Source organism: Mesorhizobium sp. P2_C4 (genome assembly GCF_056404575.1).
Window position 1 is genome coordinate 115,129 of record NZ_JBFUDT010000006.1, and the last position, 23,630, is coordinate 138,758.

Consider the following 23,630-nt stretch of genomic DNA (forward strand, 5'->3'; position numbering starts at 1 on the left):
TATCACGCCGGAGGCACAGCAAAAGCCGCCACGGCGGTTGGACAGGCATTTTCGCGGTGATAGCATGAACAAAAACAAGCGTTTCCCCGGAAGAGCGCAACCAGGAATCTCCAGCCACAGCCTTGGCAGACAGATGGGACCCTCATGACGAATACCGGCTCGGATATGTTTGCGACTGCGCTACAAGAGCTCGGCGCCGTGCTGGCGCGGGTCAACGAAGGCCGCATCGATGCCGCCTGCGCCATGCTCGCGGGCGCCAGGCAGATCGTGACCTATGGCTGCGGCCGCGAGGCGCTGCAGGTCAAGGGTTTTGCCATGCGGCTCTATCATCTCGGCCTGCCGGTGTCGGTGGTCGGCGACATGAACACGCCACCGCTCGGCAGCGGCGATGTCTTCCTGGTCAGCTCCGGCCCGGGTGAAACCTCGACCGTGCTGACCTTGATGCAGGTCGCGCGCGAAGCTGGTGCAACCATCCTGCTGCTCACCGCCGAGGCCGGCAGCAGCGCGGCAAAAGGTGCCGACTTCACCTTGCTCATTCCGGCGCAGACCATGGCCCGCGACCAGGGGCCGGCAAAGACGTCTGTCCTGCCGATGGGCTCGGTGTTCGAAGGCGCGCTGTTCCTGCTGTTCAAAGTGATGGTGCTGAAGCTGAAGGCAATCACCGGCGCAACGCCCGAAGCGATGCGGGCCCGCCACACCAATATGGAATAGACCATGCGCTACGAATTGATGCTGCCGCACCAGATCCGCAAGGCGATATCCGAGAACTGGCCGGTGGTGCTGCCGCTCGGCGTGCTCGAATACCATGGCGAGCACATGGCGGTCGGGATGGACACGCTGGCGGTCGTCAAGATGCTGGACCTGTTCGAAAAGGAGGCCGACATCGTTATCCTGCCGCCTTTCTACTATGGCGCGGCGAGCTACGCGGTGGCGCCGCCCGAAGGCAGCGGCTCGGTGCAGATCGGCGGCAATGCGCTGGCGCCGTTCGCCGAGGATCTGTTCTACGGCCTGCTGCGCATCGGCTTTCGCAACATTCGCGCCATCATCCACCACCAGACCGAGAATTTTGCAGCCGGCATGCCGACCGATCTCGCCTTCAAGACCGCCGGCCGCCAGGCGATCTTCCGCTTTTTGGAGAAGGAGCGCGGCGAGGGCTGGTGGGGATCGCAGGCGATGGCCGACTACTATTCCGGACACGCCGTGGGTGAAAATTTCTTCAATTGGGTGCAGGTGCATCCGTTGATGCCGGCGGCCATGAACACAAAGTACCCGTTTGACCATGCCGGTATCGGCGAGACATCGCTGATGCTGGCACTATGCCCGGAAGCGGTCGACGCCGGCCATTTCGCCGCCAACACCGGCTGGTACACGGCGAGCGCCCCTGACGCCTCGGCGGAACTGGGACAAATGGGCGTGGCGATGATCATGGATCACCTGCGCCTGATCTTAAGGGACTAGCCGCCTCTCCGCCCTGTACTCGGCGATCGACTTGTCCGGGTCGCTCTTGGTCGTCACTGCCCAGATGAACGTCCCGCCGCCGGCGATTGCCAGGATGGCGAAGAGCGCGATGCCGAGCGGAAACGACTTGGTGTAGAGCACGGTCAGCAGCATGGACAGGCCGCCACCCACCATCGCCACCACAAAGCCGGCGATCACCGCGCAGCCCTGCCAGGCGATCGGCATGACGCCTTTGCCGTAGCGGTCGTAACCCTTGTAGCCAACGCGGATGTTGCGCGCGAACCAGTACGGGCCGGCCATCGCCTATTTCACGGCTCCCGCCGTCATGCCCATGATCAGATAGCGCTCCAGCGCGATGCCGATGACGGCAAGCGGCGCGATTGCGGCGGTGGCGAGTGCCGCCATCGACCACCAGTTGATGCCTTGCGAGCCCGTCTGGCTCGCCACCATGACCGGAATGGTCTTGGCATCGGTGGAGGTCAGAAGGGCGGCAAAGAAATACTCGTTCCAGCACAGCACCATCGCCAGGATGAAGGCGGCGACCATGCCCGGCAGTGCGATCGGCATGACGATGCGGAAAAAGGCGCCCCAGATCGACAGGCCGTCAACCAAGGCTGCCTCCTCCAGTTCGACCGGAATGGAGTTGAACTGGTCGCGCATGATCCAGATGACGATCGGCAGCACCATCAACGTGTAGAGCAGGATCAGCCCGATGCGCGTGTCGAGCAGGCCGACTTCGCGGTAGAGCACGAGGAAGGGCAGAGCGAGCACCACGGGCGGCAGGATCAACTGCGACAGGAAGAAGAAGGAGATGTCCTCGTTCTTGAACCAGGCGAAGTGATAGCGGTAGCGCGTCAGGCCGTAGGCGGCCAGGCTGCCGATGATGATGGCCAGACTCGACGCGCCGACCGAGGTGATGACCGAATTCATGAAGCGCTTGAGGAACTCGTCGCGCACCGTCGAGGTCCGGAAGATCGAGTCCGGCGACAGGCCAAGCGAGCGCCAGCCCTTCCAGTCCGGTTGGAAATCGACGAACGGGATCAGATGCCCTTGCGTGACGTCGACGGCGGTCTTGAACGAGGTGGTGATCGTCCAGTAGATCGGGAACAGGCAAATGAAGGCCCAGAAGGCGAGCGCGCCGTAGATGAAGACGCGGTTGGCGATGAAGCTCATCGGCGAGCGGATTTCGGAAGCGGAATAGTCGGTGGTCTGGACGCTCATGGTAGCCGCCGGCCCTAATTGACGTTGCGCACGAAGCGGTTGGCGAATTTCAACAGCCACGTCACGAACACGACGATGATGACGAGATAGGCCATCGCCAGCATGGTGCCGTAGCCGACATTCGAGCGGTCGCGGTACTCGCGGTAGATGAAGCTGGAGACGGAATCGGTCGCACCACCTGGGCCCCCCGAGGTGACGGTGATGATGATGTCGGCCAGCTTCAGCTTGAAGATGATGCGCAGGATGACCGCCGTCACCGACACCGGCAACATCAGCGGAAACGTTACCTGCCAGAAGGTCTGCCAGGCGGTGGCGCCGTCGACGCGCGCCGCCTCGAGCACCTCGCGCGACATCGCCTGCAGGCCGGCGAGCAGCATGATCATCATGAACGGGATGAAGGTCCAGGCATCAAGAACCATGATCGAGATGCGGGCGGTGATCGGGTCTGAGAAGAAGGCCGGGTTTTCCCAGCCGAGAGTGCGCGCCAGCGTCGCGGCCGGCCCGAAGCGATATTCCATGATCGATTTGCCGACCATCCACGACACCGCCACCGGCGACAGCATCAACGGCATCAGAAAGACGACGCGGAAAAACTTTCGCGCGCGGATCTGGGCATTGAGCAGCAGCGCCAGGCCAAAGGCGATGGCATATTCGACCAGCACGGCGAGCACGTAGAGCACCATGTTGAACAGCGCGTTGCGGTAGTACGGGTCGGCCAGCATCTGCCAGAAATTGTCGAGCCCATTGAATTTCCGGCCGGTGATGGAACTGAGGTTCCAGTCGGTAAGCGCGATGTAGAAGCCGAACAGGGTCGGAAAGATCACCATGGCGATGGTGAACAAGAGTGCCGGCAGCAGGAACAGCGCGCGCTGGCCATCTTCGCCGCGCGTCAGCACTTGGCCTATGCCGATTGCCACGCCCCAAAGCATGTAAGCATAGACGATCGGCCGCCAGGTCTCGAAGCCAATGGCGTCGACTTCAGTCTTGTACAAGATCTGGACTGCGATGATTGCCAAGAGACCGAGCGTCGCAACGGCCATCAACGCCCGGCCGAGCCGCTTGCGGCCCGGTGCTATCAGATCGGATGGAACGGCGTTTGCCGGCCATGCATTGGTGGGCAAGGTCTGGTCAGCCACGCGTCTCGTCCATTCACAAGTAGGCCCTACGATCGGCCTGGCCGGTCAGGTCCGGCGGCTTTTCACCGCCGGACCCTTGTTCACTATACGATCAGCCTACACGCCAAGCGAGGCCTTGTAGAGCTTGATCTGGTTCTCGCGGCCGAGCTGGTCGGTCAGCTTCTCCCAGGCCGCGGCGATGGCGTCGGCGCCTTCCTGCGCCTTCATCTTGCCGGCGAAGGTGTTGGCCAAAATGTCCTCGGCGGCGCTGTAATACTGGAAGATGCCGGGGATGCGTGGCTCGATCGCCGCGTTCGGGTGGTTGTAGCTGTCGGCTTCCGACTTGAGATACGAGGTGATGAAGGCCTCGTCATAGCCGGCGGCCACCCATTCCGGAATGTTGAAATGGGAATTGCGGTAGGGCTGGAAGCCCGACGGATACGCCGCGCACCACAGCGACAGGTCCTTGCCGCCAAGATGGGCAGCAGCCGACCAGGCCGCCTTCTTCTTCTTTTCGTCGCTGTCGACGCGAGCCATGACGTAGACGCCCCAGCCGAGATAGGCGCAGTTCGGCGAGAAGTTCGGGCCGCTGGCCAGCGTGTCCCACTTGCCGGTCTTGGAGTTGTAGACATCGTCCGAGCCGGGCAGGATCGAGAAGCCGACCGTGTCGCCGATGACCGAGGAATCGTTGGTCTTGGCGTTGGAGCCGATGTCGCCCCACCACGGGATCATCGAGCCGGTACCGGCGAGGAACTGGCTGAAGCCTGTGGTGTTCGGATCGGCGTTGATCTGGTCGGCCGGTTCGAAAGGCAGCGCGTCGATCACATCCTGGATGGCACGCACCCAGGCCGGATTGTTGATGCGCGGCTTCATCGTGTCGGCGTCGAACAGCCAGGCCTTGTCGTCGGGATGCTTGGCATAGGCGGTGGCGCGGCTGCCAAGGAAGTAGAAGCCGAAACCGCCCCAGGCCTTGGGCGCGTCGAGATAGCCGTAGACGTCCTGGCCCTTGAACTTCTGGCCCTTGAGGAACTTGGTCACGGCCTGCACCTGCTGCCAGGTGGTCGGCACGCCCCACGGCGTCGTATTGCCGGCGGCTTTCCAGGCGTCGCCGAGATCCTTGTCAGAGAAGACATCGGTGCGATAGTTGAAATTGTGGCAGTCGCCATCCACCGTCACGCGGTATTGCTTGCCATCCCAGGTACCGACAGGCGGCTTGAGATAGCTGACCAGGTCGTCCATATCGATCTGCTTCTTGACCCAGTCCGGCATCTCGGAGGCCAGCCCCTTGCCGCAGACATCGCCTTCGAACGGCGCACCCATTTCGATGACGTCGAAGTCAACGGTGCCGGTGGCGATCGACTGCTGCAGGCGCGCGCCGTAGTCGGCCTGCGCCAGATCGATCCAGGTGAACTTGGCACCCGTGTAGTCTTCCCACGCCTTCAGGAAGCCGCGGTACAGCACATTGTGCAGGTTCTGGTTGTTGAGACCCATGAAGGTGAGTTCGACACCGGCGAACTCGCCTGGCTTGACGCTGGCCTTGGTGGCGCCAAGGCACATCTCACCGACCTTCTGGAAGTCGGCGTCGGTCGGTTGACCCTTGCCGACGCCCGGAACCTGCAGGATCTGCGCGCGCAGATCATCGGCGAAAGCCGGACGCGTCAATGCGCCGAGGCCGGCACCCGATGCCGCCGAGAGCGCGGCCATGCTGGCCGCTCCCTTGAGTATGTCGCGTCGGGTCGCCCCCGCGCGGAGCAATTTTTCGTAAAGACCGACTCTCATCTACCATTCCTCCCAGAACAACAGTCGTGACTTGACCAAACTTGAATTTGATATGCCAATCTCAGACGCCGAAACGTCTGCGGTTCTCCTATATCATATGGGGACTTGGGACCCCACCCTGCGTCGCCAGGAGTTCCGTTGACCGGATAAAGGGCCGGCTGTCGGATTGGCACTCGCACTATTCGCGTAATCGATTACCTTGTCAACAAGGGCGGATTTTTATCTATAAGATACTGGCTTGCCCTAACCGTTGGCAATGGCTAGCTTCACCGAAAACGATAGGGGGAGTGATGGCTCAAGTCGCGATCAGCAATGTGGCCAAGGCGTTCGGAACCGTCAAGGTGCTGCACGGTGTCAGCGTCGATATCGCCGACGGGCAGTTCGTGGTGCTGGTCGGGCCGTCCGGCTGCGGCAAGTCCACGCTGCTGAGGATGGTGGCCGGGCTGGAAACCATATCCGGCGGCACGATCGCCATCGGCGATCGTGTCGTCAACCATTTGCCGCCGGCCAAGCGCGACATCGCCATGGTGTTCCAGAACTATGCGCTCTATCCGCACAAGACGGTCGAGCAGAACATGGCTTTTGCCCTCAAACTGCGCAAAACCGACCCGGCCGTGGTTGCCGAACGGGTCAAGCGTGCCGCCGACATCCTCGACCTCAATCCCTATCTCAAGCGCTATCCGCGCCAGCTCTCGGGCGGCCAGCGCCAGCGCGTCGCGATGGGCCGCGCCATCGTGCGCAACCCGCAAGTGTTCCTGTTCGACGAGCCGCTCTCCAATCTCGACGCCAAGCTGCGCGTGCAGATGCGCACCGAGATCAAGGAATTGCACCAGCGACTGAAGACCACCACCATCTATGTCACCCACGACCAGATCGAGGCCATGACCATGGCCGACAAGATCGTGGTCATGCGCGATGGCCGCATCGAGCAGGTCGGCGCGCCGCTGGAATTGTTTGACCGGCCGGCCAATCTGTTCGTTGCCGGCTTCATCGGCTCGCCGTCGATGAACCTGCTCAAGGGCGTCGTGAAGAAGGGCGACAAGCCCGTCGTGGAGATCGCCGGCACGCAATTCCCGATCGCCGCCAACAGCAAGGTCGAGGACGGGCGCAGCGTCGTCTATGGCGTGCGACCCGAGCATCTCGAAATCCACCCTGACGGTGTTGCCGCCAAGATCTCGGTGGTCGAGCCGACCGGTTCCGAAACGCTGGTCTTCCTGCGCTTCGGCGAGGGCGAGATGGTGGCGCTGTTTCGCGAGCGCCACGATTTCAAGCCGGGCGACACGCTGCATCTGAAGCCGCGGCTTGACCAGGTGCATCTCTTCGACGCAGAGACCGGCAACCGGCTCTGATTTCACACCCCAATATCCGTTCGGGAGGAATTAAATGCTCAAAGGGATCAACCCGTTGCTCAATGCCGATGTGCTGCAGGCGCTGCGGGCGATGGGACACGGCGACGATTTGATCATCGCCGACACCAATTTCCCCGCTGATTCGGTGGCGCGCCAGACCGTGCTCGGCAAGCTGCTGCGCATCGACGCGTCGGCGGCGGATGTGGTCAAGGCGGTGCTGTCGCTCTACCCGCTGGATACGTTCGTCGACGATGCGGCCGCTCGCATGGAGATCGTCGGAAAGCCGGATGAAATTCCGCCCGTCCAAAAGGAAGTGCAAAGAGAGATCGACGCCGCCGAGGGCAAGGCCTGGCCGATGATCTCTGTCGAGCGCTATGCCTTCTATGAGCGCGCCAAGAAAGCCTATTGTGTCATCCAGACCGGCGAGCGCCGCTTCTATGGCTGCTTTGCCTTCCGCAAGGGCGTTGTCCCGCCGGACGCGGAGTAACACCATGGCCGCCGGCAAACCTGTGATCATATTGGGCGTCTTTGTCGCCGATACCGCTTATCGCGCCGATCGCCAGCCACGCATGGGCGAAACGATACTCGGCAACTCCTTCAAGCTCGGCCCTGGCGGCAAGGGGTCGAACCAGGCGGTGGCAGCCGGCAGACTGGGCGCCGACGTTACCTTCCTGACGCGGCTCGGCGTCGATCCCTTTGCCGAAATGGCGAGGCAAACCTGGGCGCAGGCCGGTGTGAAGAGCGCCGTCATTGAGACGCCGCAAAGCTACACCGGTGCGGCCTACATTTTCGTCGAGGAGGCGACCGGCAACAACGCCATCATCGTCAGCCCCGGTGCGGCGATGCTGATTTCACCCGCCGATATCGACGCCCATGCCGGCCTGATCGGCTCGGCCGGCGTCTTCGTCACCCAGCTCGAACAGCCGATCGAGGCAGCAACGCGGGCGCTGGAGATCGCACGCGGGGCAGGGGTGACCACCATCCTTAACCCGGCGCCGGCGGCAAAGCTGCCGGATCACATCTACACGCTTTGCGACTATGTCACGCCCAATGAGACCGAGGCCGAGGAATTGACCGGCATCAAGGTCTCCTCCATCGACGACGCCCGCCGCGCCGCCGACAGCCTGCTTGAAAAGGGCGTCGGCGCCGTCATCGTCACGCTGGGCGAAAAAGGCGCGCTGCTGCACACGAAAAATCGTTCCGACCATGTCGGCGCAGTCAATGCCGGCCCGGTGGTCGAGACGACAGGTGCGGGCGATGCTTTCAATGGTGGCCTGGCCGCGGCGCTGTCGCGAGGCGTGGAACCGTTGCAAGCCATGCGCTTCGCCTGCGCCGTCGCCGGTATTTCGGTGACCCGGCCGGGCACGGCGCCGTCGATGCCGACGCTGCAGGAGGTCGAGGCACTACGGGCGAAGGTTTGATCTCGACCATGTCCCATATGCGGCCTTACCAGTCTGGATCGTCGTCGAGCCAATAGGCATCAAGGCAGCCGAATTGGCGCGGGATGCCAAGCCGCCGTTTGGCGTCAAATGCCATCTCCGAAAGAGTCCACCGCGAGTTGTTCTCTGTCGTATTGGGCACGATTGTGTACCCATCCGCGATCAACTGCAGCCTCATTTCGTCGAGGTGCCTTTTGAAGCCATTCTCGATTCGGCTTTGCTTGTAGCGCCGTCCGTGCGCGCATTCCTGGCTCAGAACGCCAGAATACATCTGGGCGCTGATCAGTCTCAGTGCGTCTTCGGAGATTTGCTTAGAGGTATCGTTGGACCAGCATCGGCCTGCCGACGCCACCAGCATCGCGGCCAACAAGCCTGCCAGAAACCTAGCCACCTTAGTCCCTTCCGACCAGGGTGGCATATTAGCCACAGGTAATGTTAATCGGCAATCCGGTCTTGCGCCATTGGCACAAGTGTCCGGTAATGGGTCACCTTGTTTGGCACCGCAATTGCAGTGTCAGCAATGCCGGGGGCATCCATCGCCGCCGGGCAATCGGGGGGCAATCTGGGGGCCCCGCCGCTTCTCAAAATGAAGCGGCGGGCTCTTTAGCTGCCGATTTGAAAGCCGCCCGAATCGCCGAAACATTGGGTGCTGGGCCATTATGTATTTTCCGCAATTTCTGGTGGGCATGTTCGCAACGTCGTTCACCGTTGCAATCTGGGCCGACATGGAAACTGGTTCAGTCTGGAAGGCCCTCGGTTGGGCTGTTCTTGCAATGGCTATTCTTCAGCTTGGATACATCGGCCTCGTCGTCCGCCTGATCTACAGACGGAAAGCGGAAGGCATCGAGGGAAATGGTGCGAGCGGGGTCCAAGCCCGCGACCTCCGGCGTGACAGGCCGGCACACTGACCGATTGAGCTACACCCGGCGCTGTTATCGATCGCTACAAGCGATCGATCTGAACTAACGCATTCAAGAAGGCATTTTTGACATCAACGTCGACATTTCTCCGGCACCAAGGATCGTGACCCTTGAAGAGAAATGGCGCGAGTGACGGGGCTCGAACCCGCGACCTCCGGCGTGACAGGCCGGCACTCTAACCAACTGAGCTACACCCGCGCGTTGACGAGCACGTGTCAGCCGTGTTCGTCGTTGGGGCGGTGGATAAGGGGTTCGCCACCGGGTGTCAAGCGCACCTGGACAGCATAACAGCAAACAAGAGAAGGTTTTTTGACAAGCGGGATTTTGTTGTCAAAACCAGCCGCTGGCGAGGGGGCCGCCTGTTCATTTGGCCTTGCGAAGCCTGTCCTGACCGCTTAAAGGTCCGCGCCGGAGCGGGCGATTAGCTCAGTTGGTAGAGCGCTTCGTTTACACCGAAGATGTCGGCGGTTCGAGCCCGTCATCGCCCACCATTTACAGGTCCTGTTGGATTGAATGATCGGATCGCTGCGATCCGGGTTCTTATTTGACCCCGAGGCCGGCGGTCAGGCCGCCATCGATCTTGTAGTCGGCGCCGGTGCAGAAGCCCGCCTTGGATGAGCACAGAAACGCGATCAGCTCCGCCACCTCTTCCGGCTCGCCGATACGGCCAAGCGGGTGCGCTTCGCCGAAGCGTTTGAAGGCGGCTTCGATGTCGGCGTCGCTGCCGCTGTCGCCGCGCGCCGCTTTTTCCAGGATCGGCGTGCGGATCGATCCCGGGCTGACCGAATTCACGCGGATTCCCTGCCGGGCGTAGTCGAGCGCCAGCGAGCGCGTCAGCGTATGGATCGCTCCCTTTGTCGTCGCATAGGCGGCGACGTTCTGCTGGCAGGCGTGGCCCTGTACAGACGCCAGGTTGACGATGGCGCCGCCGCCCCGCTTGATCATTTCGGGAATGCCGAAATGGGCGGTCAGGTAGATGGAGCCGACATTGACTGATATCGCCCGGTTCCAGGTTTCGAAATCCGTGCTCGTCGCCGTGCCATAAGGGTGCACGGCGGCCGAGTTGACGATGACGTCCAGTCCGCCGAAGCGCGCGACGCCGGCAGCGATCGCCCGGGCCACCTGATCGGGCAGGGAAACGTCTGCCGTCACCACCAGCGCCTTTGCGCCGGAACCATCCAATTCCCTTTGCATCGCCGCGTTTGCGCTGCCATCGATGCCGCAGGCGATTATCGCCGCACCTCCGGCCGCCAGGCGCCTGGCGCTTGCCAGGCCGATGCCGGTCGTTCCGGTCACTAGGGCGATCTTGCCGTCGAAATCCTTCATGGCTCAAGCTCCATCATCGCGTCGTCGGGATTGCCGAAGTTTCGAGTCCGGCTATGGTCCAACAATACGGTTTTGGCTTCGCTGCGGAAGGGACCTTTATGGAACAATGTTGGCGCTGGTACGGGCCGGACGATCCGGTCACGCTCGATCATGTTAGGCAGGCAGCGGCGACGGGTGTCGTGACGGCCTTGCACAACATCTATGACGGCCGCGCCTGGCCGTTGGCCGACATCCTTGAACGCAAGCGCATCATCGAGGCCGCGGGGCTGACCTGGTCGGTGGTCGAGAGCATCCCAGTCCACAACTCGATCAAGATCGGCTCGACGGAGCGGCAGCGCTATGCCGGCTTCTACAAGGACACCATTCGCGCCCTGGCCAAGGCCGGCATTTCGACCATCTGCTACAATTTCATGCCGGTGGTCGACTGGACCCGCACCGATCTCATGTATCGGCTGCCGACCACCGGCTTCGCCTTGCGCTTCGATGCCATCGACTTCGCTGCCTATGATCTGTTCGTGCTGAAACGCAGCAACGCCGAGGCCAGCTACAGCCCGGCGCGCATCGCGGAGGCGCAAGCGCGGCTGAAAACATTGAGCTACGAGCAGATCGACAAAATAGAACGCAATCTCATTGCCGGGCTGCCCGCCACCGAGCGCAGCTACAACAGGCAGACGATGCGCGATGCGCTCGCCGACTATGCGGCAATCGGCCCGGTGGAACTGCGCGCCAACCTTGCCTGGTTCCTGAAAGAGATCATTCCGGTCGCGGAAGAAGTCGGCGCGCGCATGTGCATCCATCCCGACGATCCGCCGTTTTCGCTCTACGGATTGCCACGCATCGTCTCGACCGCCGATGATGCGCGCTTCATTGTGAATACGGTCGACAGTCCCGCCAACGGACTGACGCTGTGCACCGGCTCCTACGGCACGCGCGCCGACAATGACATCGTCGCCATGATCGAAGAATTCGGATCGAAAATCCACTTCGCCCATCTGCGCAACGTCACCCGCGAAGACGATGGCTCGTTCTTCGAGGCCGAACACCTGGAGGGCTCTACCGACATGGCGTCGGTGATCCTGGCGCTGATGCGGGAAGAGGGGCGCCGGCGCGAGGAGGGCAGGGCGGACTGGCGCATCCCGATGCGCCCCGACCACGGCCATCTGCTTGCCGACGACATCGGCAAGACCAGGATCAACCCCGGCTATTCACTGATCGGCCGTCTCAAGGGCCTCGCCGAACTGCGCGGCATCATGCGGGCGGTGGACCGCTTCGGGCTGGCTTGATCTGTCAGTATCGTATGACACGGCGCTCGACGAGAACCACGATAGCGAACAGCGCGATCGACAGCGAGGACGACAGCACGATCGCCGCGTAAAGCCGGTCCGACTGGTAGTTGAAGCTCGCCTGGATGATCAGTGCGCCCAAACCCTTGTCCGAGCCGATCCATTCGCCGACGATGGCGCCAATGACGGCGGTGGCCGACGCGATCCGCAGCGAGGAAAACAGCATCGGCAGCGCGCGCGGCAGGCGCAGGCTCCAGAAAATCTCTGAGCGCGTCGCCGACAGCACCCGGAACAGCTCATGCTCATTGTCGCTGCCCGAATCCAAGCCGCGGATCATGTTCACCAGTGTCGGGAAGAAGCAGATCACCGCCGCGATGACGATCTTCGGCGTCATACCGAGCCCGAAGATCAGGGTGATGATCGGCGCCAGCGCCAGGATGGGGATGGTGTTGAAGAACAGCACGATCGGAAAATAGGCGGCCTGCAGGATGCGGCTGTGCACGAACAAGACGGCAAGCAGCACGCCGGCAAGATTGCCGATGATGAAACCGGCCAGCGCCTCGATCAGCGTCGGCTTGAGATTGGCGAGCAGCAGCGCCTGATTCTTCTGAAATACGCCGAATATGGCCGTCGGCGTCGGCACGATATAGGCGGGCACACCCAGCCACGGGAGAAGGACCTGCCAGGCGAAAAGGATCGACGCGGCACCAAACACAGGCAGGGTGACGGCAAGCGTTGGCGACAAGGGAGCCGGCTTCATGAGGCCCGCTCCAGCGCGCCGCGCAATTCGGCCATGGCGTTGACGATCGCCGGATCCTCGCGCGCGCAGCGGTTGCCGTCCTGTTTGAACGGCCGCATGTCGAGATCCTTGACCAGGCGCCCTGGATTGGCCGCAAGCACGATGACGCGTTCGCCGAGATAGGCGGCTTCGGCGATCGAGTGGGTGACGAAGAGGATGGTGGTGCCGGTGCGGCGCCACAGGTTCAGAAGCTCGTCATTGAGGCGGTTGCGGGTGATCTCGTCCAGCGCCCCAAATGGTTCGTCCATCAACAGAAGCCTGGGTTGTCCGAGCAGCGCGCGGGCGATGGCCACGCGCTGGCGCTGGCCGCCGGAAAGTTGGTGCGGCAGACGCTCGCCGAAGCCGGCGAGCCCCATCAGGTCGAGCAGGTCGTCGGTGCGATCCTCGATCTTGCGGGTCACGCTGCCTTGTCCGACTTCGAGCGGCAGGCGGATGTTGTCGCGCACCGTGCGCCACGGCAGCAAGGTCGAATCCTGGAAGACGAAACCGACATCCCTGCGCGAGCGCACCGCATGCGGCGTGTCGCCAAGCACGCTGATGGTGCCGCCGAGCGGATCGAGCAGGTCGGCGACGACGCGCAGCAAAGTCGACTTGCCGCAGCCGGACGGCCCGAGGATCGACAGGAAAGATCCGGCCTCAACGGAAAGGTCGAGGCCGGAGAGCACTTTCACCGCCGTCTGCCGGCCGCCATAGCCGACGTCCAGTTCGCGGGCTTCTATTGCGTTCGCCATCAGGCGGCGGGCGCGTCGAGCTTAGGCCGGTCGGCGGCCGACAATTCGAGGATCTTGGTGGTGTAGACGTCCGCTGCGGCAGGCCTTCCGTTCGGGTATTGGCCGACCTTGTCCAGCAACGCCAGCTGGCTTTCGATGGAGGCGGGGTCGAATGTTCCCCAGCCATCTTTGGCGGTCGCGGCGTCGAAAGACAGCTTCAGCACGAGATCGATGGTTTTCTGCTCCCAGCCGAGGTCCATTTCCGGATAGGCCGCGACCATCTTGCTTACCGCTTCCTTGGGGTTTGCATGAACCCAGCCCCAACCCTTGGCCACGGCGCCGATGAATTTGGCCAGCGTCTGCGGATCCTGTTCTATCGCGGTGTCAGTGGCGAAGTAGACATCGGCATAGGAGTTCAGCCCGAGATCGCGCACCAGAAGGTCGACCCGGTCATCTCCGACGACGCTGAGCGCCTGCGTGTTGGTGATCCAGCCGCCGATGGCGTCGACGTCGCCACGTATCAGCGGCGCCTTGTCGAAGCCGACATTGACGACGGTGACATCGGAGGCGCTCAAGCCGTTCTTCGACAGGATTTCGTCGATCACAAAACGAGCCGTCGGCTGGATGCCGATCTTCTTGCCCTTGAGATCGGCCACGCCGCGGATCGGATTCGATCCCTTGGAGGTGAAGGCATAGGGGCCGGTGCGGAAGCCGCAGGCGATGATTTTCACCGGCACGCCGCTGGCGCGCGCGGCATAGAGCTGTGGCGTTTCGGAAAACTGGCCAAGCTGGGCGGCGCCTGAAATCACCGGCGGCACGGTCGCGGAATTGGGCCCGCCGGGGCTGAACTCGACTTCAAGCCCGGCCTCCTTGAAATAGCCGTTGGCAACGGCCGCGATGTCGCCGATCTGGCCGTTCGACATCAGCCAGTCATACTGGATGACGACCTTTCCGGCCGCCTTCGCGCCTGGCGTGAGCAAAAGCTGCATGCCCGAGGATGCAGCCGCGAGGCCGATCAGGCCGGTCTTGATGAAGGACCGGCGGTTTGTCTGGTAGCGTTGGTTCCCACTCATTTTTCGCTCCTGTTGGATGTTGCGTTCGCTAGATTCCGCGCCACTCCCGCTGGCGCGGCGTCACCTACGGCCGTTCGTCGTGATAGTCGCCGGGGCCGCCGTCGAGCCAGGCGTATAGTTCCCAGAGCGTGTCGTCTGGGTCGGTGAAATAGGCGCAGCGCGCATTCCAGACGTAATCCTGGGGTGGGCTGTAGAAGGGCACGCCCTTGGCCGTCAGATCGGCGTAGAGCCGGTCGATCTCGGCGGGCGCGTCGAGCTTGACCGCCACGCAGACCTTGTGCGCATGCCGCGGCGAGCGGACGTTGGAGACGCCGGTGTGGCTGTGGATGTGGTCGAGCTCCCAGGCGGCGAGGGTCACGCCCTCGCCATGGAAGTCGGCAAAACCCTCGGCGCGCCGACGCAGCCGGAAGCCGAGCTTGTCGACATAGAATTCCACGGTCCGCTCGATGTCCGCGACAAGCAGGCAGACGTCTGTAATCCGGTCCAGGCCGCCGATCGCCATGGCTACTTGCCCTCGCCAACGCGTTCAGGGCGCGAGGCCGGCAGTTTGACGCCGACACGGTGCGCGGCGCCGACGATGTGGGCGCGCATTGCAGCTTCGGCCGCCGCCGGATCGCCCGCGACCAACGCCTCATAGATGCGGACATGCTCTCCGACATTGACCTCGATCAAGTCGTGCAGCGGGTTGGTAAGACGGGCGTAGTGGATCGAGCGGCGGATCTGCTCGCAGACGAAGGAAATGAAGGTGTGGATGTAGCTGTTGCCGGTGGCCCTCGCGATCTCGCGATGAAACAGGAGATCGGCGTCGATGCTTCCTTCCTCCCAGCGCTCCTCGCCGCTCATGCGGTCGAGCGCAGCCTTGATGGCATCGAGATGCTCCTGGTCGCGGCGCTCGGCTGCAAGGGCCGCCGATTCGGCCTCGAGGATGCAGCGCAGCTCGAACAGCCGCTGCATGTTCTGGCCTTCATTCAGCGTCTCGCGGTCGATGCGGATCGCCGCGCGCTGCTCCGGCGCCAGCACAAACGAGCCGATACCTTGTCGCGCCTCCACCATGCCGTCGGCGCGCAATTGCGCGATCGCCTCGCGCACGACATTGCGGCTGACGCCGAACTTCTCCGAAAGCTGTTGCTCCGTCGGCAGCAGACTGCCCGGATTGAGGTCGCCGGACTCGATCTCGCGGCTGAGGAACGCGGCAACGCGATGTGGCAACGCTTCCACGGTGCCGATGGCGGCCAGTCGTGTCTTCATGAAGGACTCTCCGTCGAGGGCAGAAGGCAACCGGGGTTCATCAGCCCGTTGGGGTCGAGCGCCTGTTTCAGCGCGGTGACGAGCCGTCGGTGTGTTGGCGATAGCCCGATCCAGAATGCACGCTGGCGGGTGCGTCCGATGCCATGCTCGGCACTGATCGAGCCGCCAAGCGCGGTGGTGATGGCGTAGAGCCCGGCTGCTATATCGGCGCCCCTGGCGCGGGCAGCGGCCTCGGCAAGACCGGGCGGTGGCAGCACGTTGAAATGGATGTTGCCGTCACCGGCGTGCCCGTAGGCTTGCGGGGTCCAGCCGGGGTGGCGCAAGGCGACAAAGCCGCGAGCCCGCTCGACCAATTCCGGAATGTCCGAGAGGCGTACCGATAGATCGGTGCGTACATGATAGCCGCGCTTTGCCTGGCCTTCGACCAGCCCTTCGCGAATTGCCCAGAACGACTTTGTTTGCGCGCTGCTTGCGGCGGGGACCGCCTCGGTGACGAGGCCCTTTTCCATGGCGCTGGCGAGGAAGTCGACCAACATGGTGCCGATGTCGATAGGAGCGCTGGTCGACAATTCGATCAGTACATGGACAGGGGCGGTGACCGGTGCAACGAGGTTGGCGTCGATCAGGCAGGCGAGTTCGATACATTCCGAGCCGATGATCTCAAAAGCGGAGATCAGATCGGCACAGCCACGGCGTGCCGCACGAAAAAGGGCGATGGCCGCTTCGAACGAGGCAACGCCGAGATAGGCGGTCTCGACACGGCTGGGCCTGGGACACAGCTTGACCTCGACGCCGGTGATGATGCCCAGCGTGCCTTCGCTGCCAATGAAGAGCTGCTTCAGGTCATAGCCGCGATTGTCCTTGCGTAGGCCGGAAAAGCCGCTCCACAATTCGCCGTCTGGCAGCACGACCTCGAGACCAAGGATGAGGTCGCGCGCCATGCCATAGCGGAGCACGTTGACGCCACCGGCATTGCTGGCGGCGTTCCCGCCGATCTGGCAGCTGCCCTGTGCGCCGAGCGCCAGCGGAAACAGGCAATCTTGCGCCTCGCTGGCATCCTTGATGTGCTGCAGGATGCAGCCGGCATCGGCCTGCAGGATGAAGTTGTCGGCGTCGACAAGCCGAATGGCGTTCAACCGCTCCAGACTGACGATCACCGCGTCGCCAGTCCCGATGTCGATTGCGCCGGCGACCAGTCCGGTGTTGCCGCCTTGCGGGATGACGCCGAGCCCGAGCGCGCTGCAAAGCCGCACCAGCGCCTGCACCTCGGCGACCGAGCCAGGTTTCAGGACGGCAAACGCTTTGCCGCTGTGATCGCCGGCCCAATCACCGAGATATTTCGCCATGCCGGCGGCGTCAGTGATCACGCCGCTGTTTCCGACCACGCTCTGCAGCGCGTCGAGAACTGGTGAGGCAATGCCGTGCGCTGTCATCCCGGACCAAGCTGGATCAGTAGGAAGGTGTATGGATATACATATCATCCTACAACTAGTTTATGTCAACGGTAATATGCCGCGGGGAGACGGTGCGCAGCGAAGCTGGGAAGGGGATGCATGGCGCCTTTGGCGGCGACGAATCAGTCGGCGCATCTCGGCGCGGTGGCAGTCGCTTGGGCCGCGAGGCGATTGGCGGCAATTTTAGATGTGGATGATCACGGCGGCAGCAGCCGGAAGTCGTTGCCCTCGGGCAGCAACTGTCCGCCGTCGACAACGATCGTCGTGCCGGTGATGTAGCTGGCGTCGTCCGAGGCGAGGAAGAGGAAGGCATTGGCGACGTCGCGCGGGCTGCCCAGCCGGGCGAGCGGGATGGAGTCTTCCATGCTCTTGATGTAGGCGGCGCTGCGATGCAGCTCGATCGCTTCAGTGAGAATGTTGCCCGGCTCGACGCCGTTGACGGTAATGCCGTAGCCGGAGAATTCGAGTGCTGCCGAACGGATGAAGCCGTTGATGCCGGCCTTACTGGCGGCGTAGTGGCCGTGACCAGGGCTGGTGACATGCGGGCCGGTGATGGATGAGGTGTAGAGCATGCGCCCGTAATGCTGTGTCTTCATCGGCACAAGCGCTGCACGGGTGGCGTTGAAGGTGCCGCGCAGATTGACCGCCATCACCCGATCCCAGTCGTCCGGGCTGGTGTTTTCAATCAGCTGCCAGGGATAGATGCCGGCATTCTGAATGATGATGTCGAGGCGGCCGTGGCGTTTCAATGCCAACGCCACAGCGGCCTCGGCGTCAGCCATCTGCGAAATGTCGGTGCGGATGAAGGCTGCGCCGAGCTCGTCGGCAGTCGCCTGGCCCGCCTCGAGCTCGGTGTCGGCGAGCACGAGCCTTGCTCCCTCTTGGGCAAAGCGCAGCGCGATGCCCTTGCCGATGCCGCGGGCGCTGCCGACGATCAGCGCCACCTTGTCTTTGAGCCGGTTGGTCATGTGAGCCTCTGGCTGGCAGCGGAATGCGCAGGCGGTTTGCCGATGAGCAGGCCGACGAAAGGATCGCCGGCTTAGAGGTACTGCGCGACCTTCTTGCCGACCGAGAGGAAGCGCAGTGGGTCGATGGCCTCGCCATTGTGGCGCACCTCATAGTGCAGATGCGGGCCGGTAGAGCGGCCGCTGCTGCCGGTCTTGCCGATGATGGCGCCGGCGTCGAGCTTGTCGCCGACGCTTACGTCGATTTCGCTGAGATGCCCGTAGCGCGTTGAAAAGCCATTGCCATGGTCGACCTCGACCATGCGGCCATAGCCGCCGTTCCAGCCGGCCTTGACGACGACGCCGGGCGCCGTGACCTTGGCAGACATGCCGATCGGCGCCCGGAAATCCATCCCCGAATGCAGCGCCGCGGTACCCAGGATCGGGTCGGTGCGTACGCCGAACGGGCTGGTTACAGAGCGGCCGGGGGCGGGATTTGCAAGCGGCAGCCGTCGCGCCTCGGTTTTCAGATGGTCGAGCGCATCCAGCGCCTCGTCGAGTTCCTTGACCTTGCTGTCGAACATCATCGAGGAGTCGAGCGGGATCAGCGGGCCGCCGACATCGCTCTCGTTCTTGCCGAAGTCGTTGTCGACCGGCAGGCCGGCCGCCTGCAGCGCCTGTGTGATCGCATCGGCGCTCTTATAGGCATTGTCGGCAAGCGTGGCGATGCGGGTGAGCTGCTGGCTCTCGATGGTCTTGAGCGATTCGTTGATCGACACGAACAGCTTGTCGGCACGGTCGGCCGCCGTCTCGCTGGGCAGCGGATCGGAGCGGGTCGACCACAGCGAGAACGGCCTGGTGTCGCCGGCGCCGAGACTGGCTACGGAATAGGCCATTGGCTGCGAGATGCTGCCGGTCGCGTCGGCATGGTCGTCAGGCTTTGTGGTAGCATCGGCCGCGGCAGGCGGCGTGCCGACTTCGTTTTCGGCGCGTTCTAGGATCGGGCCGAGGCGGCCATGGCGCTGGCTGAGCTGCGACTGCCGTTCCAGCAATTCGCTCACCTTGGTTTCCATGAGCTGCTGGTCGAGAAGCTGGCGGCTGGTGATCCGGTCGACCTGGGCGCGCAGTGCCGAAATGCGGTCCTCATAGGCCTGCTGCATGCGTGCCTGCCGCGCCGTGGCGGCGCCGATGAGATCGTCGCGCAGCACGAGATAGGACGTCGCCAGCAGATAGCCTATGGCAATCGCCGCCAGCGCCGAGCCGATGAAGGCGGCAAGCCAGGGGCGTATGGTGAAATGCCTTATCTGATTGCCCCGGGCGATGATGACCGTGTGGGGCTCTCTGCGTCTGCCGAATACCGCTGACTGACCGGTTACGTTCACGGGACCAAGCTTTCGTTACGACACCAACGACGAGCCTGATTACACATTATTAGGGTTAACAAAGCTTTGCCGGACCCGAACGGCCGGTAAGGATTGTCCGCACAACGGTACAAATTCACCAGGCAGATGCCGGGAGGGGTGCCGAGGTCAGGCAAACCTGTCGCTCCAGCGAGCGACGGGCGAGCCGTCAAAGCGCGCGCACCGCCGCCAGTACCTCTTCGGCATGGCCCTTGACGCGGACTTTCCGCCAGATCCTGGCTATTTTCCCGTCCTTGCCGATCAGGAAGGTTGCACGCTCGACGCCCATGTAGTTGCGGCCATACATCGACTTTTCGACCCACAGATTGTAGGCCTCGATCACTTTTCGCTCTTCGTCGGCAACCAGATCGATGGTGAGGTCGTATTTGGTTTTGAACTTGTCGTGTTTCTTCACGCTGTCGGGCGACAGGCCGATCACGACGGCGCCGGCCTTTTCGAATTCCGGCTTCAGCTGCGAAAAGCCGATCGCCTCGGTGGTGCAACTTGTGGTGTCGTCCTGCGGATAGAAATAGAGAACGACCGGCTTGCCCGAATATGCCGTCAGGCCAAGCGACCCGCCACCGTCGCGCGGAAGGTCGAATTGCGGCGCAAGATCGCCCACGTTGAGGTCAGCCATATCGATGCCCTTGTTTGAGGTTACGCGCCAAGCTGCATCGATATAGTGTCGAACGCGGATTCGTCCACGATCGAGTTCGTACAACGGAAAATTGCGTGGATCAGGAAGAACCGCAGCACGAGAAGATCAAGTTCAGGCGTGATGAGATCACCGACCTGGGCAAGTTCCCGTCTGCGTGCGATGTGCCGCCGCTCGGTCAGGCACGCATCGGTCGCGGCTTTCGCATTCTTGCGCGGCTGGTCGCAGGGTTTTCGGCGCTGGTGCTGTTGGCCGCTGTCGCCGTCTACGTGATCGGCGCCTCCGGCTTCGGCACCGAGCGGCTGCGGGCGGAAGCCGAAACCGCCATCGAGAAACTGGCCGGTGTCGACGTCGACGTTGCGGTAGGGCCGGCCCGCCTCACGCTCGACGGATCGAGCTTCATCGCGCTGCAGGTGAGCGACGTCAGCCTGAAGACGGCCGACGGCAAGCCGATGGCCGATGCCGGGCGCGTCCGCTTCGGCATCCGGCTGATCCCGCTGCTTTCAGGCGAGGTGCGGCTCACCAGCGCCAGAATTTCCGACGCCCATATCGTGACCGCGGCGATGCCGGCAGGTGGCGACTGGGCGGCCGGGCTGCGCAACCAGGACGGCCTCATCGATCCGGAAAAACTGGCCGCCGCGGTCTTCGCCGGCGTCAACCATGGGCTTGATGCCGTGCGCGAGGATTCGATGCGCCAGATCGATCTGCGCAATGTCGAATTTGTGCTGCCCGAAGCAGGCATGGTCAAACTGGTCAGGATCAACAATGCCAGCGTGCTGCAGTCGGGGCCGGGCAGTATGGCATTTTCGGCCGATGCCGACGTCGATGGCCGCGCACTCGCCATCACCGCGTCGGCCAGTCGCGATATGACGACGCGGCGCGTCACCGCGCTCGACGCCAGCGTTGAAGTCGCCGGCGATGCCACCGCAGCGGCGGCTGGCAAACTGGGCGCGGTTGCGCTGAAGTTGACCGGTTCGGAAGGATCCGGCGAGAACAAGTCGCAGCTGACCGCCGCGTTGTCGCTCACCGGCTCGGTGCTCGATCTCGGCACGCGGGGCTTGCTTCCGGCCGATGTCGATGTCGATGCCACGCTTGCCGCCGGCACCAACAAGATCCAGGTCGACAGACTGCTCCTCAAGACCGGCCGCTCGACCTTCGATTTCGCCGGTTCGATCGGGCCCAAGCCGGCAACCGGCGCGGCAGGCGAAGAGCCCTCCTATCGCTACGACCTGACCAGCGACGGGTCAAAGCTGGCACCTTCGGAATCGCCCGAGCCGGCACTCAACTTCTTCGCCCGCATCGCCGGTGTCTACCAGACCAACAGCCACAAACTGGTCGCCGAGCAGATCGGCATCAGATCCGGGCCGACCGGCGAAGCGCTGGGCACCGCTTCGGTCACGTTCGTCGAGGGAAAGGCGCCGGGAATATCGGTTGCCTTCAACGTCCACGACATGCCGGTCTCGCATGTCAAGCAATTGTGGCCCTGGTTTTCCGCTAAGAACGCCCGCCTGTGGGTGCTGCAGAACCTGTTCGGCGGCCGCGTCATCGATGCCAATCTGCAGTTCCAGGTCGTGCCGGGGCGTCTTGGCAACGGCGTGCCGCTTTCCGCCGATGAGGTGTTCGGCCGGTTCCAGATCGAGGGCTCGCGCTTCGACACCGCCGGCCGCATTCCGCCGATACGCGACGCCGTGGGCGTTGTCGGCTTCCACGGCAATGACGTCGATATTTCCCTGACCTCCGGCAGCGTCTATATGCCGAGCGGCCGCACCGTCGCGGCAAGCAACGGCACGCTGACGGTCAAAGCGGCGAACCATCCGCCGGTGATCGGAGCGCTGGACATCGATGTCGCCGGTGAGGCGCCGGCAATCGCCGAACTCGCGTCCTATGAGCCGATCAACGCCATGCGCCATGTCGGCCTGCTGCCGGAAGACCTGTCAGGCACGATGACCGGGCACGTCAAGGCGGACATTCCGCTGCAGTCCGGCGTCGACACCTCGAAACTCGATTGGCTGGTGACGCTGGACTACAAGGACCTGGCGCTGGACAAGCCGTTTGAAGACCAGACGGTGACCGACGCCGACGGTTCGATCAGCGTTGGCCCCGATCAGGCGGTGATTTCCGCCAAGGCGTTGCTGAACGGCATTCCGGCTGAACTGGATCTGGTCGAACCGCTGAGGGACGGTGGACCGCCACGCAGCCGCAAGGTGGCGCTGGTGCTGGATGACAAGATACGCGACGCCGCCATGCCTGGCCTGTCGCCGCTGCTTTCCGGAACCATAAAGGTGGCGATCGACAAGAGCGGCGACGGCGACCAGAACGTCTCGGCCGACCTCACCGATGCCAAGCTGGACATCCCCTGGGCAGGTTGGAGCAAGGGACCGGGCATTCCCGCCAACGTTTCCTTCGTCATGGCTAAGTCCGGAGGCACCACAACGCTGTCCGATTTCGACCTCGACGGAAAAACCTTCTCCATCGAGGGCGATGTGGTGCTGGTCAACGGCGCGCTGTCGACGGCCCGCTTCAGCAAGGTCACCTTGAACCGGGGTGACGATGTCGCGGTGTCGGTCAAGCGATCCGGCAAGGGCTATGCAGTCGATGTCAGCGGCAGCGCCCTGGATGCCCGTTCGCTGATCAAGCAATTCACCTCCGACGTCGACACCGCCACCAAGACCACCGGCGCGAGTGCGATTTCCGTCAGCGCCGATGTCAGTTCCCTGACCGGTTTCCACGATGAGGTCCTGTCGAACCTGAAGCTCGACTACAGCGCCGCCGGCTCAAGGGTGAACGGGCTCAAGGTGAGCGCTGTCGCCAGTTCGGGTGCGGCCATAACCATCAGCAACACCACCGGCGACGGCAGGCGCGCGCTCGCCATGAAGTCGGCCGATGCCGGCGCCATCCTGCGCTTCCTCAACATCTACGAGCATATGGAAGGCGGATCGATCACGCTGGCATTGGCTGGCGCTGGCGACGGGCCGATGAAGGGCCAGGTCGACTCGAGCAACTTCTTTATCGTCGACGAACCGAAACTCGCCTCGATCGTATCGACCACACCGGCTGGCGACAACCGTAGCCTGAACGAAGCGGTCAAGGGCAAGCTCGACACCTCGCGGGTGCAGTTCGAGCGCGGCTATTCCGAGATCGAAAAGGGCGCCGGCTATCTGAAGCTCGCCAATGGCGTGCTGCGCGGTCCGCGCATCGGCACGACGTTTCAGGGCACGCTCTACGACCAGGACAACAATATGGACATGACCGGCACGTTCATGCCGGCCTATGGCCTCAACCGCATCTTCGGCGAATTGCCGCTGGTCGGTGCGCTGCTCGGCAACGGCCGCGACCGCGGCCTGATCGGCGTCACCTACCGGCTCAAGGGCAACGCCAACAAGCCGGTGCTGGACATCAATCCGCTGTCGGTGATCGCGCCTGGAATCTTCCGCTCGATCTTCGAGTATCGGTAGGG

At 63.1% G+C, this 23,630-nt stretch carries 22 protein-coding genes and 3 tRNA genes; 8 read left to right on the forward strand and 17 right to left on the reverse strand.

What is annotated here, in order from left to right:
- Positions 1-144 precede the first annotated feature (144 nt).
- Positions 145-711, forward strand: a complete 567-nt coding sequence (locus AC1DX6_RS22450) for an SIS domain-containing protein (RefSeq protein WP_477317368.1) — start codon at positions 145-147, stop codon at positions 709-711.
- Between the two features lie 3 nt (positions 712-714).
- Positions 715-1,458, forward strand: coding sequence for a creatininase family protein (locus tag AC1DX6_RS22455; protein ID WP_477317370.1), 744 nt, complete (start codon positions 715-717; stop codon positions 1,456-1,458).
- Here the strand turns inward: AC1DX6_RS22455 and AC1DX6_RS22460 are convergent.
- The 4 genes from AC1DX6_RS22460 to AC1DX6_RS22475 all read right to left on the reverse strand — a co-directional run bounded on the left by AC1DX6_RS22460 (position 1,447) and on the right by AC1DX6_RS22475 (position 5,573).
- Positions 1,447-1,758, reverse strand: a complete 312-nt coding sequence (locus AC1DX6_RS22460; RefSeq protein ID WP_477317371.1) for a hypothetical protein — start codon at positions 1,756-1,758, stop codon at positions 1,447-1,449. The two genes, AC1DX6_RS22455 and AC1DX6_RS22460, sit on opposite strands and share 12 nt — an antisense overlap.
- Positions 1,759-1,761: 3 nt before the next feature.
- On the reverse strand, positions 1,762-2,679 hold the full coding sequence (locus tag AC1DX6_RS22465) for a carbohydrate ABC transporter permease (protein ID WP_477317373.1): 918 nt from the start codon (positions 2,677-2,679) through the stop codon (positions 1,762-1,764).
- Positions 2,680-2,693: 14 nt separating this feature from the next.
- Entirely contained in the window at positions 2,694-3,815 is a 1,122-nt protein-coding gene (locus AC1DX6_RS22470; RefSeq protein ID WP_477317375.1) for a carbohydrate ABC transporter permease, read from the reverse strand.
- A 96-nt stretch (positions 3,816-3,911) separates the two neighbouring features.
- The gene (locus AC1DX6_RS22475) at positions 3,912-5,573 is read right to left on the reverse strand and encodes an ABC transporter substrate-binding protein (RefSeq protein ID WP_477317377.1); all 1,662 of its coding nucleotides are present in this window, start codon (positions 5,571-5,573) and stop codon (positions 3,912-3,914) included.
- 290 nt (positions 5,574-5,863) lie between these two features.
- Between AC1DX6_RS22475 and AC1DX6_RS22480 the strand changes: the two genes are divergently transcribed.
- Genes AC1DX6_RS22480 through rbsK form a run of 3 tightly spaced genes read left to right on the forward strand, consistent with a single transcriptional unit; the run spans position 5,864 to position 8,343 of the window.
- Positions 5,864-6,922, forward strand: a complete 1,059-nt coding sequence (locus AC1DX6_RS22480; RefSeq protein WP_477317379.1) for an ABC transporter ATP-binding protein — start codon at positions 5,864-5,866, stop codon at positions 6,920-6,922.
- 34 nt (positions 6,923-6,956) lie between these two features.
- Positions 6,957-7,409: an RbsD/FucU family protein gene (locus AC1DX6_RS22485; protein ID WP_477317381.1), complete on the forward strand. Its 453-nt coding sequence runs from the start codon at positions 6,957-6,959 to the stop codon at positions 7,407-7,409.
- 4 nt (positions 7,410-7,413) lie between these two features.
- Positions 7,414-8,343, forward strand: a complete 930-nt coding sequence (gene rbsK / locus AC1DX6_RS22490; protein WP_477317383.1) for a ribokinase — start codon at positions 7,414-7,416, stop codon at positions 8,341-8,343.
- Positions 8,344-8,368: 25 nt separating this feature from the next.
- On the opposite strand, the gene AC1DX6_RS22495 is transcribed toward rbsK, so the two are convergent.
- The 3 genes from AC1DX6_RS22495 to AC1DX6_RS22505 form a co-directional block, all read right to left on the reverse strand.
- A complete protein-coding gene (locus tag AC1DX6_RS22495) occupies positions 8,369-8,728 on the reverse strand; it encodes a hypothetical protein (protein WP_477317385.1) in 360 nt (119 codons plus the stop codon).
- Between the two features lie 486 nt (positions 8,729-9,214).
- Positions 9,215-9,285: transfer RNA gene (locus tag AC1DX6_RS22500), tRNA-Asp, on the reverse strand.
- 117 nt (positions 9,286-9,402) lie between these two features.
- Positions 9,403-9,479 (reverse strand) — tRNA-Asp (locus AC1DX6_RS22505).
- A gap of 217 nt (positions 9,480-9,696) precedes the next feature.
- Between AC1DX6_RS22505 and AC1DX6_RS22510 the strand changes: the two genes are divergently transcribed.
- Positions 9,697-9,772: transfer RNA gene (locus AC1DX6_RS22510), tRNA-Val, on the forward strand.
- A 49-nt stretch (positions 9,773-9,821) separates the two neighbouring features.
- Here AC1DX6_RS22510 and AC1DX6_RS22515 read toward each other — a convergent pair.
- Positions 9,822-10,607: an SDR family NAD(P)-dependent oxidoreductase gene (locus AC1DX6_RS22515; RefSeq protein WP_477317387.1), complete on the reverse strand. Its 786-nt coding sequence runs from the start codon at positions 10,605-10,607 to the stop codon at positions 9,822-9,824.
- Between the two features lie 98 nt (positions 10,608-10,705).
- Here AC1DX6_RS22515 and uxuA point away from each other — a divergent pair, with 98 nt between their 5' ends.
- On the forward strand, positions 10,706-11,890 hold the full coding sequence (gene uxuA, locus AC1DX6_RS22520) for a mannonate dehydratase (protein WP_477317389.1): 1,185 nt from the start codon (positions 10,706-10,708) through the stop codon (positions 11,888-11,890).
- A gap of 4 nt (positions 11,891-11,894) precedes the next feature.
- On the opposite strand, the gene AC1DX6_RS22525 is transcribed toward uxuA, so the two are convergent.
- The 9 genes from AC1DX6_RS22525 to AC1DX6_RS22565 form a co-directional block, all read right to left on the reverse strand.
- Positions 11,895-12,650: an ABC transporter permease gene (locus AC1DX6_RS22525; RefSeq protein WP_477317391.1), complete on the reverse strand. Its 756-nt coding sequence runs from the start codon at positions 12,648-12,650 to the stop codon at positions 11,895-11,897.
- Positions 12,647-13,420 (reverse strand): ABC transporter ATP-binding protein, encoded by a 774-nt coding sequence (locus AC1DX6_RS22530; RefSeq protein ID WP_477317393.1) that lies wholly within the window; start codon positions 13,418-13,420, stop codon positions 12,647-12,649. Before AC1DX6_RS22530 ends, AC1DX6_RS22525 begins: the two co-directional genes overlap by 4 nt.
- Complete coding sequence (locus AC1DX6_RS22535; RefSeq protein ID WP_477317395.1) at positions 13,420-14,472, reverse strand: ABC transporter substrate-binding protein; 1,053 nt, start codon at positions 14,470-14,472, stop codon at positions 13,420-13,422. The genes AC1DX6_RS22530 and AC1DX6_RS22535 overlap by 1 nt, the downstream gene beginning before the upstream one ends.
- A 64-nt stretch (positions 14,473-14,536) precedes the next feature.
- Positions 14,537-14,974, reverse strand: a complete 438-nt coding sequence (locus AC1DX6_RS22540) for a VOC family protein (RefSeq protein WP_477317397.1) — start codon at positions 14,972-14,974, stop codon at positions 14,537-14,539.
- Positions 14,975-14,976: 2 nt separating this feature from the next.
- The gene (locus AC1DX6_RS22545; protein ID WP_477317399.1) at positions 14,977-15,720 is read right to left on the reverse strand and encodes a FadR/GntR family transcriptional regulator; all 744 of its coding nucleotides are present in this window, start codon (positions 15,718-15,720) and stop codon (positions 14,977-14,979) included.
- The gene (locus tag AC1DX6_RS22550; protein WP_477317401.1) at positions 15,717-17,153 is read right to left on the reverse strand and encodes an FAD-binding oxidoreductase; all 1,437 of its coding nucleotides are present in this window, start codon (positions 17,151-17,153) and stop codon (positions 15,717-15,719) included. The genes AC1DX6_RS22545 and AC1DX6_RS22550 overlap by 4 nt, the downstream gene beginning before the upstream one ends.
- A 218-nt stretch (positions 17,154-17,371) precedes the next feature.
- Positions 17,372-18,142, reverse strand: coding sequence for an SDR family oxidoreductase (locus AC1DX6_RS22555; RefSeq protein WP_477317403.1), 771 nt, complete (start codon positions 18,140-18,142; stop codon positions 17,372-17,374).
- 71 nt (positions 18,143-18,213) lie between these two features.
- The gene (locus tag AC1DX6_RS22560; protein ID WP_477317405.1) at positions 18,214-19,500 is read right to left on the reverse strand and encodes a peptidoglycan DD-metalloendopeptidase family protein; all 1,287 of its coding nucleotides are present in this window, start codon (positions 19,498-19,500) and stop codon (positions 18,214-18,216) included.
- 187 nt (positions 19,501-19,687) lie between these two features.
- A complete protein-coding gene (locus tag AC1DX6_RS22565) occupies positions 19,688-20,155 on the reverse strand; it encodes a peroxiredoxin (RefSeq protein ID WP_477317407.1) in 468 nt (155 codons plus the stop codon).
- Positions 20,156-20,250: 95 nt separating this feature from the next.
- Here AC1DX6_RS22565 and AC1DX6_RS22570 point away from each other — a divergent pair, with 95 nt between their 5' ends.
- Positions 20,251-23,628 carry a hypothetical protein gene (locus AC1DX6_RS22570; RefSeq protein ID WP_477317409.1) on the forward strand — a complete coding sequence of 1,126 codons (3,378 nt, stop codon included), beginning with the start codon at positions 20,251-20,253 and terminating at the stop codon, positions 23,626-23,628.
- Positions 23,629-23,630: the final 2 nt, after the last annotated feature.

Excerpts from the sequence above, each read along its gene's own strand:
- AC1DX6_RS22450 (WP_477317368.1), top strand. The coding sequence starts at position 145 with ATGACGAATACCGGCTCGGATATGTTTGCGACTGCGCTACAAGAGCTC.
- AC1DX6_RS22455 (WP_477317370.1), top strand. The coding sequence starts at position 715 with ATGCGCTACGAATTGATGCTGCCGCACCAGATCCGCAAGGCGATATCC.
- AC1DX6_RS22460 (WP_477317371.1), bottom strand. The coding sequence starts at position 1,758 with ATGGCCGGCCCGTACTGGTTCGCGCGCAACATCCGCGTTGGCTACAAG.
- AC1DX6_RS22465 (WP_477317373.1), bottom strand. The coding sequence starts at position 2,679 with ATGAGCGTCCAGACCACCGACTATTCCGCTTCCGAAATCCGCTCGCCG.
- AC1DX6_RS22475 (WP_477317377.1), bottom strand. The coding sequence starts at position 5,573 with ATGAGAGTCGGTCTTTACGAAAAATTGCTCCGCGCGGGGGCGACCCGA.
- AC1DX6_RS22480 (WP_477317379.1), top strand. The coding sequence starts at position 5,864 with ATGGCTCAAGTCGCGATCAGCAATGTGGCCAAGGCGTTCGGAACCGTC.
- AC1DX6_RS22485 (WP_477317381.1), top strand. The coding sequence starts at position 6,957 with ATGCTCAAAGGGATCAACCCGTTGCTCAATGCCGATGTGCTGCAGGCG.
- rbsK (WP_477317383.1), top strand. The coding sequence starts at position 7,414 with ATGGCCGCCGGCAAACCTGTGATCATATTGGGCGTCTTTGTCGCCGAT.
- AC1DX6_RS22515 (WP_477317387.1), bottom strand. The coding sequence starts at position 10,607 with ATGAAGGATTTCGACGGCAAGATCGCCCTAGTGACCGGAACGACCGGC.
- uxuA (WP_477317389.1), top strand. The coding sequence starts at position 10,706 with ATGGAACAATGTTGGCGCTGGTACGGGCCGGACGATCCGGTCACGCTC.
- AC1DX6_RS22525 (WP_477317391.1), bottom strand. The coding sequence starts at position 12,650 with ATGAAGCCGGCTCCCTTGTCGCCAACGCTTGCCGTCACCCTGCCTGTG.
- AC1DX6_RS22530 (WP_477317393.1), bottom strand. The coding sequence starts at position 13,420 with ATGGCGAACGCAATAGAAGCCCGCGAACTGGACGTCGGCTATGGCGGC.
- AC1DX6_RS22535 (WP_477317395.1), bottom strand. The coding sequence starts at position 14,472 with ATGAGTGGGAACCAACGCTACCAGACAAACCGCCGGTCCTTCATCAAG.
- AC1DX6_RS22540 (WP_477317397.1), bottom strand. The coding sequence starts at position 14,974 with ATGGCGATCGGCGGCCTGGACCGGATTACAGACGTCTGCCTGCTTGTC.
- AC1DX6_RS22545 (WP_477317399.1), bottom strand. The coding sequence starts at position 15,720 with ATGAAGACACGACTGGCCGCCATCGGCACCGTGGAAGCGTTGCCACAT.
- AC1DX6_RS22550 (WP_477317401.1), bottom strand. The coding sequence starts at position 17,153 with ATGACAGCGCACGGCATTGCCTCACCAGTTCTCGACGCGCTGCAGAGC.
- AC1DX6_RS22555 (WP_477317403.1), bottom strand. The coding sequence starts at position 18,142 with ATGACCAACCGGCTCAAAGACAAGGTGGCGCTGATCGTCGGCAGCGCC.
- AC1DX6_RS22565 (WP_477317407.1), bottom strand. The coding sequence starts at position 20,155 with ATGGCTGACCTCAACGTGGGCGATCTTGCGCCGCAATTCGACCTTCCG.